Here is a 16,384-nt window from a genome sequence, read left to right as displayed (position 1 = left end):
GGAGCCGCACCATGCGCGCAGCCGTACTGCACGAGATCGGCCAGGAAAAGCTCGAAGTCCTCGACGACGTCGAGGCGGTGGGGTTCGGGCCGGGCAGGGTCAGGATCCGGGTACGGGCCACGGGGCTGTGCCACTCCGACCTGTCCGCGATGGGCGGGGTCCTCCCGCAGCCCGCGCCCTTCGTTCCCGGGCACGAGGGCGCGGGCGAGATCCTCGAAGTCGGGGAAGGCGTCAGCCACTTGAAGCCCGGCGACCGGGTCGTCGTCTGCTGGCTGCCCGCCTGCGGAGTCTGTCCCGCCTGCAAGCGCGGCCAGACCGAACTGTGCCTGGCCGGGTTCATGAACGCGGGCACCCCCAACTTCAGGCGCCCCGCCGGGGACATCTTCGGCTTCGCCGGCACCGGCACCTTCGCCGAGGAGGTCGTCGTCGACGCGGGCTGCGCGGTGCCGATCCCCGACGACGTGCCCTTCGACATAGCGGCGCTGATCGGTTGCGGGGTCACCACCGGACTCGGGGCCGCGCTCAACACCGCCGATGTGGAGGCCGGTTCGTCGGTCGCCGTGATCGGCTGCGGCGGTGTCGGCATCTCCGCGATCCAGGGTGCCCGTCTCAAGGGCGCCGCCGAGATCGTCGCCGTCGACCCGGTCGCCTCGCGCCGGGAGGCCGCCCTGAAGTTCGGCGCCACCCGGGCCGTCTCCCCGGAGGAACTGGCCGACGCCAAGCAGCAGGTCACCGCGGGCGAGGGCTTCGACTACGTCTTCGAGGTCGTCGGCAGGTCGGCGACCGCCCGCACGGCGTACGACACCACCCGGCGCGGCGGCACCCTCGTGATCGTCGGCGCGGGAGCCATGGACGACAACCTCCAGCTCAACATGTTCGAGCTGTTCTTCGACGAGAAGCGCATCCTGCCGTCGATGTACGGCGGTGGCGACGTCCTGCGCTCCTACGAGCGGACCATCGCCCTGTGGCGGGCCGGCCGCGTCGACCTGGACGGCCTGATCACCCACCGGGTGCAGCTGAGCGAGATCAACGAAGCACTCGACCAGATGCGCACGGGCACCTCCCTGCGCACGTGCATCGAGATCTGAGGGCCGCGATGGCGATGCCACTGCCACTTGAGGGACTCACAGCGATCGTCACCGGCGCCGGCCGGGGGCTGGGCCGGGCCGAGGCGCTGGAACTGGCCCGGCTCGGCGCGGCCGTGGTCGTCAACGACTACGGACAGTCGGGCCGTGACGGTTCCGGTGAGGCCTCCGCGGGCCCCGCCGAGCAGGTCGCCGAGGAGATCCGGGCCTCGGGCGGACAGGCCACCGCCCACACCGGAGACGTGGCCGACCACCAACAGGCGGGAAAACTGGTCGAGTCGGCGATCGCCGAGTTCGGCAGGCTCGACATCCTCGTCAACAACGCGGGCATCCTGCGCGACCGCATGGTCTTCTCCATGACCGAGGGCGAGTGGGACGCGGTGATCCGGGTCCATCTCAAGGGCCACTTCAATACGACCCGGTTCGCTGCCGCACATTGGCGTGAGCGGTCCAAGGCGGCGAACGGGCAGGTCTACGGCCGTATCGTGAACACCTCCTCGGAGGCCTTCCTCGCCGGGTCCGCCGGACAGCCCAACTACGCGGCTGCCAAGGGCGGAATCGTCGGACTCACCACCTCGACGGCACTCGCGCTCGCCAAGTACGGCGTGACCGCCAACGCCATCTGCCCGCGTGCCCGCACCCGGATGACCGAGGACGTCTTCGCCGGTTTCGAGCAGCCGGAATCGGGACTCGACCCCCTCGCCCCCGAGCATGTCGCCCCGCTCGTCGGCTACTTGGCCTCGCCCGCCGCCGAGCGCGTCAACGGCCAGTTGCTCGTCGTGCACGGAGGGATGGTGGTGGTCGTCGAACGGCCTCGGGTGCAGGCCAAGTTCGACAGCAAGCAGGACGTGTTCACCTACGACGAGCTGGACGCCCTGCTCACCCCGCACTATGCGCGGCGGCCGACGGGGGAGACGTTCGCGGCGGCGGAAGTGCTGGGACTCAAACGGGAGTAGGCCGGTCTTCCGGCGCGGCGGACGCGAAACGGCCCCGCCCCTCGTACGAGAGGCAGGGCCGTGTGTCGTCCGCCGTCAGGCCGCGATCTCGGTCTGCTCGACCGACTTGCGGTGACGGCCACGTGGGGCCGACTCGCTGTCCTGGACCGAGACCGGACCCCGGTGCTTACCGTGGCCGGTGGGCTCCTGGACGTCGGCAGTCGAATGGTTCGTGCTGGCGTCGCTCATCGGAAGTAATTCACCCCGTCAACATGATCTTTCTTACAGCGGGGCGATTTTAACCAGCGGACCACGGAGCGAATCCAGACGGCCGGACCAACCGGCACTACTTCGTTACAAGATTGCCCAACGGGGCTTGCTGCAAAGGCACCGGACGGGCCACGACAGGCTCCGGAGGACCCGGTTCCGGCGACCGGGCGCCCACGCCGCCGCTGCCACCGTCCCCGTCCGGATCCTCCGAGCCCGCGTCCCCCGCCCCCGTTTCCCCCGGGCCCCCCGCTTCCCCGCTGAGGGCCCCGCTCCTCGATGCCGCCGCCCACCGCGCCACCCCGCACGGCGCGTCCGCCGTGGCGTACGGCAGCAGCAGCTCCCCGTCCTCGGTCCACAGTCCCGCGCCCGCCAACCACCCCTCGGGTGCCGGGAGATGCTCGACCTGCCGGGCCGCGGGCCGCCACACACCCACCCAGCTGCCCATTGGGCCGTCGACCCGCAGCGCCACCCCGCAGCTCTCCGGCATCAGGACCTGCCCCGGCTGGATCGCGAACGGCGTCACCGTGCAGTCCGGCACCCGCAGGCACTCCGGGAAACGCACCGGCAGCGTGCTGCCCAGCACCCCCCAGCCCAGCCGCTCACGCCCCGGCGAGGGCGCGTCCGAGGAGATCAGCAGCAGCCCGCTGTCCGGGTCGGCCAGCAGCAGCCGGTCGTTACTGCCGTCGGCGATCTGCAGCAGCGGCGACACCTCACCGCCCCGCTCCAGATCGACCACGACGGACTTGGTGCGGCCGCCCACCTCACGGTCGAGCACGAGCATCCGCCCGGCCGCGTCCAGCCACACCCCGCCCGAGCAGCGCCCCGGGATCTCCGCGAGGTGCTCGGGCCCGAAGGCACCGCCCGTCACCAGCCACACGGCACTGGAGCGCCGGCCCACGGCGAGGGCGTACGCCTTCTCGCCGCCCGGCGCCGGCGGCAGCAGCCGTAGGACCGTCCCTTGGTCCGGGCACTCGACCGCGCCCAGCGGCAGCTCGCCGGTGGTGGGGCCGGTCGGGTACAGCAGCGAGAAGTTGTGCCGCCCGTCCGCGAACCGCCTGATCAGCACCCGTCCGTCGCTCATCGGGTGCACTTCGGTACCGGGCTCCTCGGGCTGGTTGCCGGGCAGCGGCACCGCGTACGGCTCGGGGCCGTCCAGGGTCCAGCGCTCCGGGAACAAGGAGTCGCCGTCGCGGGCGAGGCGGGCCGCGTAGGAGCCGTCGACGGTGATCACGCAATCCGTCCGCGGGCTCTCCCCGTCGTCCCCGTCCTCGTCCGCCGCCGCGGGCTCGATGGCACAGGCCGTCATCGTCTGGTCACCTCCGGCCACGAACGTAGTTTTCGCACGCACAGACGTGGGACCGGCAAGCTTTCGCTTCACACAAAGGGATGGCCCAGGAACGATTCGCCTGAGGAAACCGGGACGACTGTGCTCGCCGGGGCCCGGGTTCCCGGAGACCGACGGCACAGGTTCTACCGGGAAGAACAGGCAGGTAGCCTTTCCCCGTGCCCCGTCTGTCTGAAGTCATCGCCGCGCTGGAGGACCTGTGGCCCGCCGAGCGGGCCGAGTCCTGGGACGCGGTCGGCACCGTCGTGGGCGATCCCGACCAGGAGGTCACGCGAATCCTGTTCGCCGTCGACCCGGTCCAGGAGATCGTCGACGAAGCGGTGAAGCTCGACGCGGACCTGCTGGTCACCCACCACCCCCTCTACCTGCGCGGTACGACGACCGTGGCGGCCTCGCACTTCAAGGGCCGTGTCGTGCACACGTTGATCAAGAATGACATCGCCCTGCACGTGGCCCACACCAACGCGGACACCGCCGACCCGGGCGTCTCCGACGCGCTCGCCGGCGCCCTCGACGTCCGTGTCGTACGGCCCCTGGTGCCGGACCCGACGGATCCGTCCGGGCGCCGGGGCCTGGGGCGCGTGTGCGAGCTGGACTCCCCGATGACCGTGCGCGAGTTCGCCGCGAGAGCCGCCGAGCGCCTGCCCGCCACCGCGCAGGGCATCCGCGTCGCCGGTGACCCCGAGGCGGTCGTACGGACGATCGCCGTCAGCGGCGGTTCCGGCGACAGCCTCTTCGACCAGGTCCGCGCGGCCGGCGTCGATGCCTTCCTCACCGCGGACCTGCGCCACCACCCGGTCTCCGAAGCGGTCGCCCAAGGCCCCCTCGTGCTGCTCGACGCCGCGCACTGGGCCACCGAGTGGCCCTGGTGCGAGCTGGCCGCCGCCCAGCTCGACGAGATCTCCGACCGCCACGGCTGGGACCTGCGCGTGCACGTCTCCAAGACGGTCACCGACCCCTGGACCAGTCACTCCCCTTCACCTGGAGCCCCCAACTGAACGCCGCGCCCGCCGACCAGATCCGCCTCCTCGACGTCCAGGCCCTCGACGTCCGCCTCCAGCAGCTCGCGCACAAGCGCAGGTCGCTCCCCGAGCATGCCGAGATCGAGGCGCTCACCAAGGACGCCACCCAACTGCGCGACCTGCTCGTCGCCGCGCAGACCGAGGAGAGCGACACCGCCCGCGAGCAGACCAAGGCGGAGCAGGACGTCGACCAGGTCCGCCAGCGCGCCACCCGCGACCAGCAGCGACTGGACTCCGGTGCCGTGACCTCGCCCAAGGACCTGGAGAACCTCCAGCGCGAGATCGTCTCCCTCGCCAAGCGCCAGGGTGACCTTGAGGACGTCGTCCTGGACGTCATGGAGCGCCGCGAGTCCGCGCAGGAGCGGATCGCCGAGCTCACCGAGCGCGTCTCCTCCATCCAGACGAAGATCGACGACGCGACGTCCCGCCGGGACACGGCGCTCGCATCGCTGGACGGCGACGCCGCCACGGCGACCAAGGAGCGCTCGGTCGTCGCGGGCACCGTCCCCGCCGACCTCCTCAAGCTCTACGACAAGCTCCGTGAGCAGCAGGGCGGCATCGGCGCGGCCAAGCTGTCCCAGCGCACCTGCCAGGGCTGCCGCCAGGAGCTCGCGATCACCGACTTCAACGAGATCCGCGCCGCCGCACCCGACACCGTGGTGCGCTGCGAGAACTGCCGTCGCATCCTGGTGCGCACGTCCGAGTCCGGTCTGTAAGGAGCTTCAGACGTGCGGGAGTTCATCGTTGAGGCCGACGGCGGCTCGCGGGGCAACCCCGGGCCCGCCGGGTACGGCTCCGTGGTGCTGGACGCGGTGACGGGGGAGACCCTGGTCGAGACGTACGAGTACCTCGGCGTCGTCACCAACAACGTCGCCGAGTACCGGGGACTGCTGGCGGGGCTGCGCGCCGCGCACGACCTCGACCCGACCGCCTCCGTGCACGTCCGCATGGACTCCAAGCTGGTCGTGGAGCAGATGTCGGGGCGCTGGAAGATCAAGCACCCGGACATGAAGCCGCTGGCCATGGAGGCGGGGCGGATCTACCCACCCGGGCAGGTCACGTACGAGTGGATCCCGCGCGAGCAGAACAAGCACGCGGACCGGCTGGCCAACGAGGCGATGGACTCCGGGGCGTCCGCCAGCTCGGTGCGGCGGGGGGCGGTTGTGGGGGCGAGTTCGTCTGTGAGGGCGAGTTTCTCCGTAACGAGTTCCGCTGTGACCGTGACTTCCTCCGCAACGACTTTCTCCGCGGCGGCGGGTTCCTCTGCGGCGGGGCCGGCGAAGTCCCCCGGCGGTGGAGCGGCCGGCGCCAGGTCGACGGCCGATGTGCGGGCGGCTCGCAATGTGGCGAGCCCGGGCTGGGCCCCGGCCGACATGGGCGCGCCCGCCACGTTCGTGCTCCTGCGGCACGGTGAGACCCCGCTGACCCCGCAGAAGCGGTTCTCGGGAAGCGGCGGTACCGATCCCGCTCTCTCGGACGTCGGCAGGGAGCAGGCGCAGAGGGCGGCGGAAGCCATGGCCCGGCGGGGCACGATCGAGTACATCCTCGCCTCGCCGCTGACCCGTACCCGGGAGACCGCCGCTGCCGTGGCCGACCGGCTCGGCCTGGACGTCACCGTCGAGGACGGGCTGATCGAGACCGACTTCGGCGCCTGGGAGGGCCTGACCTTCGGCGAGGTGCGCGAGCTCTACCCGGACGACCTGAACGCCTGGCTGGCCGACCCGGAGGCCGAACCGACCGGCGGCGGCGAGAGCTTCACGGCCACGGCGACCCGGATCGCGGCGACCAGGGACAAACTCGTGGCGGCGTACGCGGGCCGCACGGTCCTGCTCGTCACGCACGTCACCCCGATCAAGACGTTCGTACGCCTCGCGCTGGGCGCCCCGCCCGAGTCCCTGTTCCGCATGGAACTCTCGGCGGCCTCCCTGTCCGTGGTGGCCCACTACGCCGACGGCAACGCGAGCGTGCGACTCCTCAACGACACCTCACACCTGCGCCCGTAGCGTCCTCAGCCCGGCGGCCTCCGGGGCCAGCGCCGCCACCCGCCTCAGCCCGGTGTTCTGATGGGCCTGCGCCTGTGTCCGTCCTCAGCCCGGCGTCGCGGCCTGTAGTTCTGCTCGTCCTCAGCCGGTGGCCTCGCGGGCAGTGCCTTTACTCGCCCTCAGCTCGCGGCGCCGTGGGCCAGCGCCTCCACCCGTCCTCAGCCCGGCGGCCTCTCGGGCCAGCGCTTCCACCCGCCCCCAGTCCCGCGAGGCGACGGCGTCCGCGGGCAGCATCCAAGTCCCGCCCACGCAGCCGACGTTGGGCAGGGACAGATACTCCGGCGCGTTGCCGGGCCCGATCCCCCCGGTCGGGCAGAACCGCGCCTGCGGCAACGGCCCGGCGAGCGACGTCAGATACGCCGTACCGCCCGCAGCCTCCGCCGGGAAGAACTTCATCTCCGTCACGCCCCGCTCCAGCAGCGCCACGACCTCCGACGTGGTCGACACTCCGGGCAGGAACGGCAGCCCCGACTCCCGCAGCGCCGCCAGCAGTACGTCCGTCCACCCCGGGCTGACCAGGAAACGCGCCCCGGCGGCCACGCAGTCGCCCACCTGGTCCGGCGTGAGGACCGTCCCGGCCCCGACCACCGCGTCCGGCACCTCGTCGGCGATCGCCCGGACGGCGTCGAGCGCGGCCGGCGTGCGCAGCGTCACCTCGATCGCGGGCAGCCCCCCGGAGACCAGTGCCCGGGCGAGCGGCACGGCGTCGGCCGCGTCTATCAGGACGACGACGGGGACGACGGGCGCGATGTCGAGCAGCGAGGCATGCGCGGAGGAGGCCATGGCGTCATCCTGCCGAAGCGATGCGAGGTGCGCAAAGACCGTTGCGCGCTCTGCAATGGAACCCTTTGGGTGAGCCTCAGTGGATCTCGTCCACCAGCACATCCAGGGCCCACGCCTGCCCGGCCTTCGCGGGTGTCTGCGCCTCCACGACGTACCCGAGCTCCCGCAGCGCCTCCACCAGCTCGGCGGGCCCCTTCGGCGACATCCCGGCCGACAGCAGACTCCGGACCATCCGCCCCTTCGTCGCCTTGTTGAAGTGGCTGACGACCTTCCGGGTAGGCGCGTGCAGGACCCGCACGGTCGCCGTCCGCCCCGCGACCTCGCCCTTCGGCTTCCACGCGACGGCGTAGGCGGAGGACCGCAGATCGAGCACGAGTCCGTTCCCGGCGGCTTCGGCGACAACGCCGGCCATCGGAGTACGCCAGTGCGTGCCCAGCGCCTCGAGCCCCGGCAGCTTCACCCCCATCGAGCAGCGGTAGGAGGGAATCCTGTCGGTCACCCGTACCGCACCCCACAACCCCGAGAACACCAGCAGTGAACGCCCGGCCCGCCGCTTCGCGGCCGCGTCGAGGGAGGCCAGGTCGAGAGCGTCGTAGAGCACACCCGTGTAGATCTCCCCGGCGGGCCGTGCTCCCGCGGTCCTGAGCTCGACGTTCTTCGCGACCTCGCCCCGCAGCCCCTCGCTCAGCCCCAGCACCTCGCGCGCCTTCTCCTCGTCCCCGGCACACAGCTCCAACAGCGCGTCGAGGACCGACTCCCGGCTCTCGTTGAGCTCCGGCAGCGAGAGCGACTCCAGCTTCAGCGGGGCGCCACGACCGGAGGACGCCTTGCCTTCGGAGGGAGGCAGCAGGACCAGCACGGAAGATCTCCTTCTGTTGAACTCCGCCACAGCGTACGGCGTGCCCGTCGGTGCGCCCGGCCCTACGCTCGCTGTATGCCCCGCCGCCGCATACGCGTGACCGACGTCCCGCTGGAGGCCGCCTTCGACGCCCTGCGCACCGAACTCGGCGTGCCGTCGGACTTCCCGCCCGACGTGACGGAAGAGGCGAAACGGACGCCTCCGCTGCAGGCCTACGACGACGCCACCGACCTCCCCCTCCTCACCATCGACCCGCCCACGTCCACCGACCTCGACCAGGCCATGCACCTGTCCCGGCAGGGCACCGGCTACCGCGTCCGGTACGCCATCGCCGACGTCGCCGCCTTCGTCGTACCGGGCGGCTTTCTCGACGCGGAGACGCATCGACGGGTCGCCACTCTCTACTTCCCCGACGAGAAGGTCCCCCTGCACCCGCCCCTGCTCAGCGAGGGCGCCGCGAGCCTGCTCCCGGACCAGGTCCGCCCGGCCGCCCTGTGGACGATCGACCTCGACGAGGAAGGCCGTACCACCGCGGCCGACGTGCGCCGGGCCCTGGTCCGCAGCCGGGCCAAGCTCGCCTACGAGGGCGTGCAGAGGGCGATCGACTCCGGCACCGCAGAGGAACCACTCCTTCTGCTCAAGGAGATCGGTGCGCTCCGGGAAAGGCTGGAGGTCGAACGCGGCGGCATCTCTCTGAACGTCCCCGAACAGGAGATCGTCGAGCGGGACGGCACGTACGCACTGACCTACCGCGCCCCGCTGCCCGCCGAGGGCTGGAACGCCCAGATCTCCCTGCTCACGGGCATGGCGGCGGCGGACCTGATGCTCACTCACGGCACGGGAGTGCTCCGCACGCTCCCGGCCGCACCGGACGGCGCGGTCGGCCGCCTCCGCCGGACCGCCCACGCCCTGCACATCGACTGGCCCCACCATGTGTCGTACGCGGAACTGGTGCGGTCCCTGGACCCGGCGATCCCCCACCACGCGGCTTTCCTCCTGGAGTGCACGACGTTGCTGCGCGGCGCCGGCTACACGGTCTTCCGCGACGGCGTCCTCCCGGCCATCACCACCCACGCGGCCGTGGCCGCCCCCTACGCCCACTGCACGGCCCCGCTTCGGCGTCTGGTCGACCGCTATGCCTCGGAGATCTGCCTGGCAGTGGTGGCAGGGGAGACGGTGCCGGACTGGGTTCGGGCCGCGCTGGACGCACTGCCGGGTGAGATGACCGAGGGGTCACGGCGGGCGAACAAGGCCGAGCGGGCGTGCGTCGACATCGTCGAGGCGGCCCTGCTGAAGGACCGGGTGGGCGAGGTGTTCGACGGCTGCGTGGTGGACGTCGACGAACGCCGACCGACGGTCGGAACCGTGCAGTTGGAGACGCCGGCGGTGATCGGGCGGGTGGAGGGGACGGGGCTGCAACTGGGGGAGCGGCTGCGGGTGCGACTCACGCAGGCGGATCCGGCGGCGCCGAAGGTGCGGTTCGCTCCTGCCTGAGTTCCTGCTGGCAGGCCTCCACGGTCGAGCGCTTCGTTCGCGGATGCCGGCCCCCGTCACGGTCGACGCCGCCTGACGCCGCTCGTGATCGTGTGCCACGATCGAGGGAACGATTCCCGATCTCTCGGACAGGTGATCTTCCGATGTCCCAGCCTGGTGAGCGACAGAAGGAGGGGCGTGACATGACTGCCATGGCCCATGAGCCGCTCGCTCAGGAGGAGGTCCTGCTGGAGGGCTTCCTCGCTCTGGACACGCCGGAGGGCTTCCGGGCCGAGCTGATCGATGGGGAGATCGTTGTGACGCCGCCGCCGGACGGGGAGCATGAGAAGTACATCAGCAGGCTCGTGCGGCAGGTGATCAAGCAGTCCCGGACGGACATGGACTTCTCCGGAAACAAGGGTCTCCTACTGAAGAGCGGCGAAGCCTGTCCCAAGAACCACGTGGTGCCCGACGTGACGTTCGCTCCCCTTGGCCTCGACCTTTTCGCGCATGCGGGATCCTGGATGCCATGCGACGGCGTAGCCATGGTCTTGGAGGTGACGTCCACGAAGCCCAAGGCCGACCGTGAGGCCAAGCGCCGCTGCTACGCACGCGGCGGCATTCCCCTCTACCTTCTGGTCGACCGGGACGCAGGCTCGATCACGCTGTTCAGTGACCCGGAGAAGGACGACTACCGCGAACTCCGCACCCGGCCCTTTGGCAAGCCGCTCACCTTCCCCGCCCCCCTTGCCTTCGACCTGGAGACCGCGGACTTTCTCTGAGCTCTGCGGTGTTGCCCCTTGAAAACATTGGACAGGGGGCGGCGCCGCATGGAACAAGCACTGTGGACGAGAGCCAGGCTGGGCCGCTGCGGCCCCCCGCTCGACCTCCTGACCGCCCGCTTCGACAAGCACATCTACGCCCCCCACTCCCACGACGAGTACACGATCGGCGTGTGCGTGGGCGGCTCGGAGATCATCGACTACCGCGGCGGCCACATCCGCACGGGCCCCGGCTCGATCGTCGTCCTGGCTCCGGGGGAGATGCACACGGGCGGCCCCGGCACCACCACCGACGGATACGCGTACCGCGCCCTGTACGCGGCGCCTTCCCTCATGTCTGCCGAGGTCGACCTCCCCCACTTCCGCGAACCACTCCTGGACGACCCGGAACTGGCCGCGGCCCTCCTCTCCGCCCACACCGAACTCAGCGCCTGCCCCGACCCGTTGGAGACGGAGTCCCGCCTCCCCGGGCTGTTGACGGCCCTGGCCTGCCGCCACTCCACGGCACGCGTGACGACCCGCGTGATCCCAGGCGCGGACGCGGTGGCGAGAGCGGTACGCGACCGCCTGGCCGACGAGTTGCTCTCACCCCCGTCCCTCGCCGACCTGGCCGCCGACCTGGGCCTGTCCCGCTACCAACTCCTCCGTGCCTTCCGTACGACGACGGGGGTGCCGCCGTACGCATGGCTGGCCCAGTACAGGGTCGGCAGGGCTCGCGTCCTGCTGGAGTCGGGCCGGCGCCCGGCAGAGGTGGCAGGTCTGGTGGGCTTCGCGGACCAGGCACACCTGACGCGCTGGTTCCGCCGGGTGCTGGGGGTGACCCCGGCGGCTTACCGCAACAGCGTTCAAGACGGCGGCCGTCCACGACGCTGAACATGACCGCATGACTGCACGCGGCTGGTTCCTGTTCTCCCTGATGGGAGTGGTCTGGGGCATCCCCTACCTGATGATCAAAGTGGCGGTGGACGCCCCGCTGTCCACGGCGACGGTGGTGTTCGTACGCTGTGCCGTGGGCGCGCTGCTCCTGCTGCCGTTCGCGATCCGGCAGGGAGGTCTGACGTCGACCGTACGGTCGCACTGGCGCCCCATGCTGGCCTTCGCGGTCATAGAGATCATGGGCCCCTGGTACACGCTCACGGACGCGGAACGCCACCTCTCCAGCTCCACCGCCGGTCTGTTGATCGCGGGCGTACCGATAGTCGGCGTGGTCCTGGCCCGCTTCTTCGGCGACACGGAACGGCTGGGCGTGCGGCGGGTGACGGGCCTGGGGCTGGGCCTGGCGGGTGTAGGGGTACTGACGGTCCCGCACCTGACGGGAGGCGACGCGAAGTCGATGGCCGAGGTGCTGGTGACAGTGGTGGGGTACGCGACGGCGCCCCTGATAGCCGCGCGCCACCTGAAGGACGTCCCCTCCCTCCAGCTCACGGCACCGTGCCTGGCCCTCGCGGCCCTGGTGTACGCCCCGGGCGCGGCACTGACCTGGCCCTCCTCCATGCCCTCCGCCTCGGTCCTCGCCGCCCTCGCGGGCCTCGGCGTGATCTGCACGGCGGTGGCCTTCGTCGCCTTCCTGGAACTGATCAAGGAGGTCGGCCCGACGAGGGCGACGGTGATCACGTACGTCAACCCGGCGGTGGCGGTGGTGGCGGGTGTGCTGTTCCTGTCCGAGCCGCTGACTGTGGCCGTTGGCGTCGCCTTCGCCCTGATCCTGACGGGCTCGGTCCTGGCCACGGCGGGCCCGGTCAAGGTCACCGCGGAACCATCCTGCTGCGAGTCCCCGGTAACATGGTCCCCACGGCAGACGAGCCGGGCGGACGGCCGCGTGGAATCCTCCCTCGGAGGACTCCCCGAGGAACGTCCGGGCTCCACAGGGCAGGGTGATGGCTAACGGCCACCCGGGGTGACCCGCGGGAAAGTGCCACAGAAAACAAACCGCCGGGGACCTCGGTCCTCGGTAAGGGTGAAACGGCGGTGTAAGAGACCACCAGTGCCCAGGGCGACCTGAGCAGCTAGGTAAACCCCACCCGGAGCAAGGTCAAAAGGGAACACCCCGGTGTTCCTGCGGGAACGTTCGAGGGCTGCCCGCCCGAGTTCCCGGGTAGACCGCACGAGACCGGCGGCAACGCCGGTCCTAGATGGATGGCCGTCTCCCCGGCCGCCGCGAGGCGCCCGGGCGACAGAACCCGGCGTACAGCCCGACTCGTCTGCCGCTTCCGCTCTCGCCTAGATATCAGGCTGGTGGATGTCCTTTCGGCCTTCCCTGTGAGCTGCGCCGTTTGTGGGTCTGGAGCGCTGGATTGGGCAGTCTGTCCCGTGCCGGGTTCAGTGGCTGTACTGGTGACGGTGGCTGCCCGTCGACATCGCCCATTCCTGGCAACATCTCCTCATGGGCGTTGGCCTGCCTCGGTGCCTTCGTGTACGCCGGAGGTTGGAGCACCCCGCGGCGGATCAACTCGGCCATGTCGATCAAAGGGCCACTCAGGACTCGTTCCAGTAGTGAGGCCTGTGCGGGCTCCAGCCTCGTCAACTGCTGAAGTACTTTGAGTACTTCGGTAAGTTCATTGCTCCATCCTGGTTTCCAGCGCTCGCTGCGGATCTCGTCCAAGTCGCTGAGGTTACGCCCCTTGGCTTTACCGCAGCGTGCGGCGAGCCAGCTGTCCAGTACCTTTCGACCGCCCACGTCGTAGTGCCGTATGCGTTCGCTGACGCCCAGGAAGACTCCTGTGCCAACCAGTAGTGCCTGACGTTCTGAGTCATAGGAAAGAGAATGTGGAAGATCTGATGGGTCGACGCGTACTGAATATGTGACGGACTCCGTTCGGTTCCCGTCGTCCTCGTTACTTTCATTGTTGAACAATTCACCGAACGTCGATGCGTGAATAAGTTTCCGCCCGATTCGTGTGGCGTCGAGCCATAGCTGGCGGTCAGCGGTGATCGGAATTCTGACGCCCGGCGAATTAAGCTCTCCAGTGAATCTCTGAGTGAAGGCAGGGTGTGCCGTGATGCCTGCGATATATGCAGCTAAGTCGGCTGCTGAGACTGTGGCTAGGCCGTACGAATTTTCCAGGTGCGCCAGTAGGCCGGGAGCAATGTTGGGTGAGCCGTCTGGATGCAGCAAAGGAAGCACTCTGCCGCCGTCGTTGTTGAAGCAATGCATGTCCGGGATCAGGCTGGAGAAAATCACGGCGGGCCCTGATTTTATAGGCCGACTATGCTGTTCGATGAGGAAACACTGGTCATCGTGGTCTGCGTCCCAAAGGCCTGGTCTAGGGTAATCGATGACCCTGCTGTCCGGAATGACGAACTGCCGGTCAAAGCTCCGGTGGAGGATCTGCTTCAGAGGTGGGCAGTCTCCCTGTTCATATATGAGTGGCTGCTCGGGTTGGTTGGGCAGTCGATAGGTGACGGTGCTTTCTAATTTTCGATCGCGGGATTCGCTGAAGAGTAGTCGCTTCACTTCTGTTTCGGGTTCGTGAATCAATCTGCTCCAGCGTAGCCGTAATTTCTCCTCGTCGACCCCGTAGACCCATGTTCGTTTCGTCTGCATACCTTGTCGCGACCACGGCATGATATCGCTCAGTGCGGGAAAATCGGCCCATCGGGTTGTTGGGGCGGGCGTGAAGGGGTCCTGCTTCGCCGAATGGCATGGCTGCCATTCTGAGCTATCGACGTGCAATCTGGATAGTTGTCCTAGCTTTTCTTCCCGAGTGCCAGTCGCTGCCGTGTAGTGCACAGGTGCGAGAGCCTTCGGATCTGAGTCATTCCTGCGGACAAACAGTGCTATTGTCAGCTCCTGTTGAACGCCGGGAAAGAACCTGGTTCGGACCGGAGGTTGCTTTCCCTCGGGGGTCAGGTCGATGATCCAACCCTCTGAGCAGGTTGTGCGCAGGTATTCCCGCATCCCCTTGAATCCGGGACCTCGAAGGAAACCAGCAGTGGTGACGAAACAGACTATTCCTCGGTGATGCGCCGGACGGTGCTGTTCGAAGACCTTGTAGGTGGCCCAGCGCCAGAAGTACACATAGAGGTTCTTGAGCTTCTTCTCGTACAGGCCGTTGGCGCCTCGCAGTCGGAAGCGATCCAATAGCGGTGGGCCGTGCCCCTCAGATCCTTTCTCGATCCAGCCGCCTTCGCCTTGAGCATCCTCGCGATCAGGAGGGTTCCCAAGGACAACCGTTACTTGCTCTTCTCGCTTGATATGATTCGCAGCTTCGGTCTCCCTGCGTAGAACATCGGCTCCAGCGCCGCTGAATAGGGTGGGGTGGCCCCAAGGGTCTGCGAGGGTGTCATTCAGGTGCAGACGAAGGTCATTTAACTGGGTGTCGGAGTCATGGGCACGCAGGGTCTGTGAGATACGCATCTGTGCCACGGCGTAGGCGGCCATCTGCTTCTCAAATCCTATGAGTCGCTGCGAGAGTTCCTCGACAGCCTCGGCCCGGAATCCCTCGTTTCCCTCAGCGGAGCGACGCTCGGCGACGAGGTCGATGATCGAACTGAGGAAGGTGCCTGTACCCATTGCTGGATCGATGATCGTCACTCGGGAATCGGCGAAACCTTGGGAGCAGCCCAGACTCCGGCACAGTACCTCGTCGACGAGTCGCACCATCTCTTTTACTAGAGCGGCGGGCGTGTAGTAGGTACCCGAAGCTTTGCGGAGATCGGGGTCATATTCCTGAAGGAAGTGTTCGTAGAGAAGTACATGAGCATCGGGTTCGCCTTCAAGGATGGCATCCCAGTCCACTGCATGGATGACTCGCACGAGAACGTCGAGACTGTTCTTGAACTGCTTGCCGACATGGTCTGTGAGAATCTGTAGAGCTTTTCCCATCACTGTGTGCTCGGCGCCCAGTAACTCGCCGATCTCGTGTAATCCGTGATCGGTCAGGGATATCTTATCGGCGCGTGCGAGGAGTAGTGCGAAGGTGACGGTCTGGGCGTAGCGGTCAGAGAAGGCCGTTTTGTGGTCTCGCTCATCGGTGTGCGGGAAGAGGAAGTTCTCCCACGTTTCTGCCAGCTCGGTGAACGGGCGGCCTGGGCCGCGTCGGGTTCCACTTGGGCCGCTGATGTGCTCTTCTTCCCGGAGCCTGTCATGGACCTCGGCCCGTAAGAGTCGGCACAGTGGCGCTATGGTGGTGACCAGTTGTCGTACTGTCGTCAGCGGACTGGGCTGCCAGAGCAGGAAATCGCGGAGCATCTTCTCGAATGCCTCGCCTGTGCTGCCAGGGGCTCGTAGTCGGCGTCCGGCCCGATATATATCGCCTTCCAATTGGACAGAGCGTCCCTGTTGTTGGCCCTCCTGATAGAGGAACCAAGTCTGTCCGTTGGTGTAGATGACATTCGGGAGGCGAGACATGGCTTCCCACTGTTTCCTGTCCCTGCCGCGTAGGCCGCCTGGACTTATGTCCCTCTTTCTGGGACTTTTCAACTCCACATAGCCAAAAGTGCGTTGTTTGTTCTCGCCGAGACTCGCGGCAAAGTCGGGGCGAATGCCTAGATCCGTCAGACGGGCCTCAGGGTGAAGGCGCAGGTGAAGCCCCAGTTCTGTGGCTGCCGCGCCGAGCAGTTGCTCGACCGCGCTGCGGATCCCGGCTTCATGCTCGCCTACGCCCAACACCTGCTTGCATTGTGCGCCGAAATCGGCGACGACTCGCTCGATCCAACTGCCGACCCCCATGTACGCCCCCCGAGAAAACACTGCGGGGCGCGTCGGCTGCAAGGTGCGGCTCTCCGGATGCGCGCCCGCATGCATCGCGTTGATCATGCTGGTGTCGTGCGAACTGGCCTCGAAAGC

Annotated in this window: 13 protein-coding genes, 1 other RNA gene and 1 pseudogene; 10 read left to right on the top strand and 5 right to left on the bottom strand. The window is 68.4% G+C overall.

Features of this window, described 5'->3' with window-relative positions:
- Window positions 1–11: 11 nt before the first annotated feature.
- Window positions 12–1,088 carry a Zn-dependent alcohol dehydrogenase gene (locus tag OHT57_RS14835; RefSeq protein WP_328746865.1) on the top strand — a complete coding sequence of 359 codons (1,077 nt, stop codon included), beginning with the start codon at window positions 12–14 and terminating at the stop codon, window positions 1,086–1,088.
- 14 nt (window positions 1,089–1,102) lie between these two features.
- Entirely contained in the window at window positions 1,103–2,041 is a 939-nt protein-coding gene (locus OHT57_RS14830) for a 3-oxoacyl-ACP reductase (RefSeq protein ID WP_328753200.1), read from the top strand.
- Between the two features lie 75 nt (window positions 2,042–2,116).
- On the opposite strand, the gene OHT57_RS14825 is transcribed toward OHT57_RS14830, so the two are convergent.
- Window positions 2,117–2,269, bottom strand: coding sequence for a hypothetical protein (locus OHT57_RS14825; protein ID WP_328746864.1), 153 nt, complete (start codon window positions 2,267–2,269; stop codon window positions 2,117–2,119).
- Between the two features lie 97 nt (window positions 2,270–2,366).
- Window positions 2,367–3,596, bottom strand: coding sequence for a hypothetical protein (locus tag OHT57_RS14820; RefSeq protein WP_328753199.1), 1,230 nt, complete (start codon window positions 3,594–3,596; stop codon window positions 2,367–2,369).
- A 197-nt stretch (window positions 3,597–3,793) separates the two neighbouring features.
- On the opposite strand from OHT57_RS14820, the gene OHT57_RS14815 reads away from it, so the two are divergent.
- Genes OHT57_RS14815 through OHT57_RS14805 form a run of 3 tightly spaced genes read left to right on the top strand, consistent with a single transcriptional unit; the run spans window position 3,794 to window position 6,660 of the window.
- The gene (locus tag OHT57_RS14815) at window positions 3,794–4,633 is read left to right on the top strand and encodes a Nif3-like dinuclear metal center hexameric protein (protein ID WP_328746863.1); all 840 of its coding nucleotides are present in this window, start codon (window positions 3,794–3,796) and stop codon (window positions 4,631–4,633) included.
- Window positions 4,630–5,373, top strand: coding sequence for a zinc ribbon domain-containing protein (locus OHT57_RS14810; RefSeq protein ID WP_328753198.1), 744 nt, complete (start codon window positions 4,630–4,632; stop codon window positions 5,371–5,373). Before OHT57_RS14815 ends, OHT57_RS14810 begins: the two co-directional genes overlap by 4 nt.
- A 12-nt stretch (window positions 5,374–5,385) precedes the next feature.
- Window positions 5,386–6,660, top strand: a complete 1,275-nt coding sequence (locus OHT57_RS14805; protein ID WP_328746861.1) for a bifunctional RNase H/acid phosphatase — start codon at window positions 5,386–5,388, stop codon at window positions 6,658–6,660.
- Between the two features lie 120 nt (window positions 6,661–6,780).
- On the opposite strand, the gene OHT57_RS14800 is transcribed toward OHT57_RS14805, so the two are convergent.
- Window positions 6,781–7,482 carry a bifunctional 4-hydroxy-2-oxoglutarate aldolase/2-dehydro-3-deoxy-phosphogluconate aldolase gene (locus tag OHT57_RS14800; protein WP_328746860.1) on the bottom strand — a complete coding sequence of 234 codons (702 nt, stop codon included), beginning with the start codon at window positions 7,480–7,482 and terminating at the stop codon, window positions 6,781–6,783.
- Window positions 7,483–7,558: 76 nt separating this feature from the next.
- Window positions 7,559–8,341, bottom strand: coding sequence for a peroxide stress protein YaaA (gene yaaA, locus OHT57_RS14795; protein WP_328746859.1), 783 nt, complete (start codon window positions 8,339–8,341; stop codon window positions 7,559–7,561).
- A 75-nt stretch (window positions 8,342–8,416) separates the two neighbouring features.
- Between yaaA and OHT57_RS14790 the strand changes: the two genes are divergently transcribed.
- The 5 genes and pseudogenes from OHT57_RS14790 (at window position 8,417) to rnpB (ending at window position 12,800) form a co-directional block, all read left to right on the top strand.
- Entirely contained in the window at window positions 8,417–9,835 is a 1,419-nt protein-coding gene (locus OHT57_RS14790; protein ID WP_328746858.1) for an RNB domain-containing ribonuclease, read from the top strand.
- Window positions 9,836–10,017: 182 nt separating this feature from the next.
- The gene (locus OHT57_RS14785; protein WP_328746857.1) at window positions 10,018–10,596 is read left to right on the top strand and encodes a Uma2 family endonuclease; all 579 of its coding nucleotides are present in this window, start codon (window positions 10,018–10,020) and stop codon (window positions 10,594–10,596) included.
- A 48-nt stretch (window positions 10,597–10,644) separates the two neighbouring features.
- Entirely contained in the window at window positions 10,645–11,469 is an 825-nt protein-coding gene (locus OHT57_RS14780) for a helix-turn-helix domain-containing protein (RefSeq protein WP_328746856.1), read from the top strand.
- A gap of 10 nt (window positions 11,470–11,479) precedes the next feature.
- Window positions 11,480–12,262, top strand: a pseudogene (locus OHT57_RS47450) (DMT family transporter); the annotation flags it as partial.
- Window positions 12,263–12,395: 133 nt separating this feature from the next.
- Window positions 12,396–12,800: RNase P RNA component class A (gene rnpB / locus OHT57_RS14770), an RNA gene on the top strand.
- A 23-nt stretch (window positions 12,801–12,823) separates the two neighbouring features.
- On the opposite strand, the gene OHT57_RS14765 is transcribed toward rnpB, so the two are convergent.
- Window positions 12,824–16,354: a type ISP restriction/modification enzyme gene (locus OHT57_RS14765; RefSeq protein ID WP_328746854.1), complete on the bottom strand. Its 3,531-nt coding sequence runs from the start codon at window positions 16,352–16,354 to the stop codon at window positions 12,824–12,826.
- Window positions 16,355–16,384 lie beyond the last annotated feature (30 nt).

Source organism: Streptomyces sp. NBC_00285, from assembly GCF_036174265.1.
In the GTDB taxonomy this organism is placed as follows: Bacteria; Actinomycetota; Actinomycetes; order Streptomycetales; family Streptomycetaceae; genus Streptomyces.
The sequence above is the reverse complement of the archived record's forward strand: the minus strand, read 5'-3'. Positions and strand labels throughout refer to the sequence as shown.

Excerpts from the sequence above, each read along its gene's own strand:
- OHT57_RS14820 (WP_328753199.1), bottom strand. The coding sequence starts at position 3,596 with ATGACGGCCTGTGCCATCGAGCCCGCGGCGGCGGACGAGGACGGGGAC.
- OHT57_RS14835 (WP_328746865.1), top strand. The coding sequence starts at position 12 with ATGCGCGCAGCCGTACTGCACGAGATCGGCCAGGAAAAGCTCGAAGTC.
- OHT57_RS14765 (WP_328746854.1), bottom strand. The coding sequence starts at position 16,354 with ATGATCAACGCGATGCATGCGGGCGCGCATCCGGAGAGCCGCACCTTG.
- OHT57_RS14830 (WP_328753200.1), top strand. The coding sequence starts at position 1,103 with ATGCCACTGCCACTTGAGGGACTCACAGCGATCGTCACCGGCGCCGGC.
- OHT57_RS14790 (WP_328746858.1), top strand. The coding sequence starts at position 8,417 with ATGCCCCGCCGCCGCATACGCGTGACCGACGTCCCGCTGGAGGCCGCC.
- OHT57_RS14825 (WP_328746864.1), bottom strand. The coding sequence starts at position 2,269 with ATGAGCGACGCCAGCACGAACCATTCGACTGCCGACGTCCAGGAGCCC.
- OHT57_RS14785 (WP_328746857.1), top strand. The coding sequence starts at position 10,018 with ATGACTGCCATGGCCCATGAGCCGCTCGCTCAGGAGGAGGTCCTGCTG.
- OHT57_RS14780 (WP_328746856.1), top strand. The coding sequence starts at position 10,645 with ATGGAACAAGCACTGTGGACGAGAGCCAGGCTGGGCCGCTGCGGCCCC.
- OHT57_RS14800 (WP_328746860.1), bottom strand. The coding sequence starts at position 7,482 with ATGGCCTCCTCCGCGCATGCCTCGCTGCTCGACATCGCGCCCGTCGTC.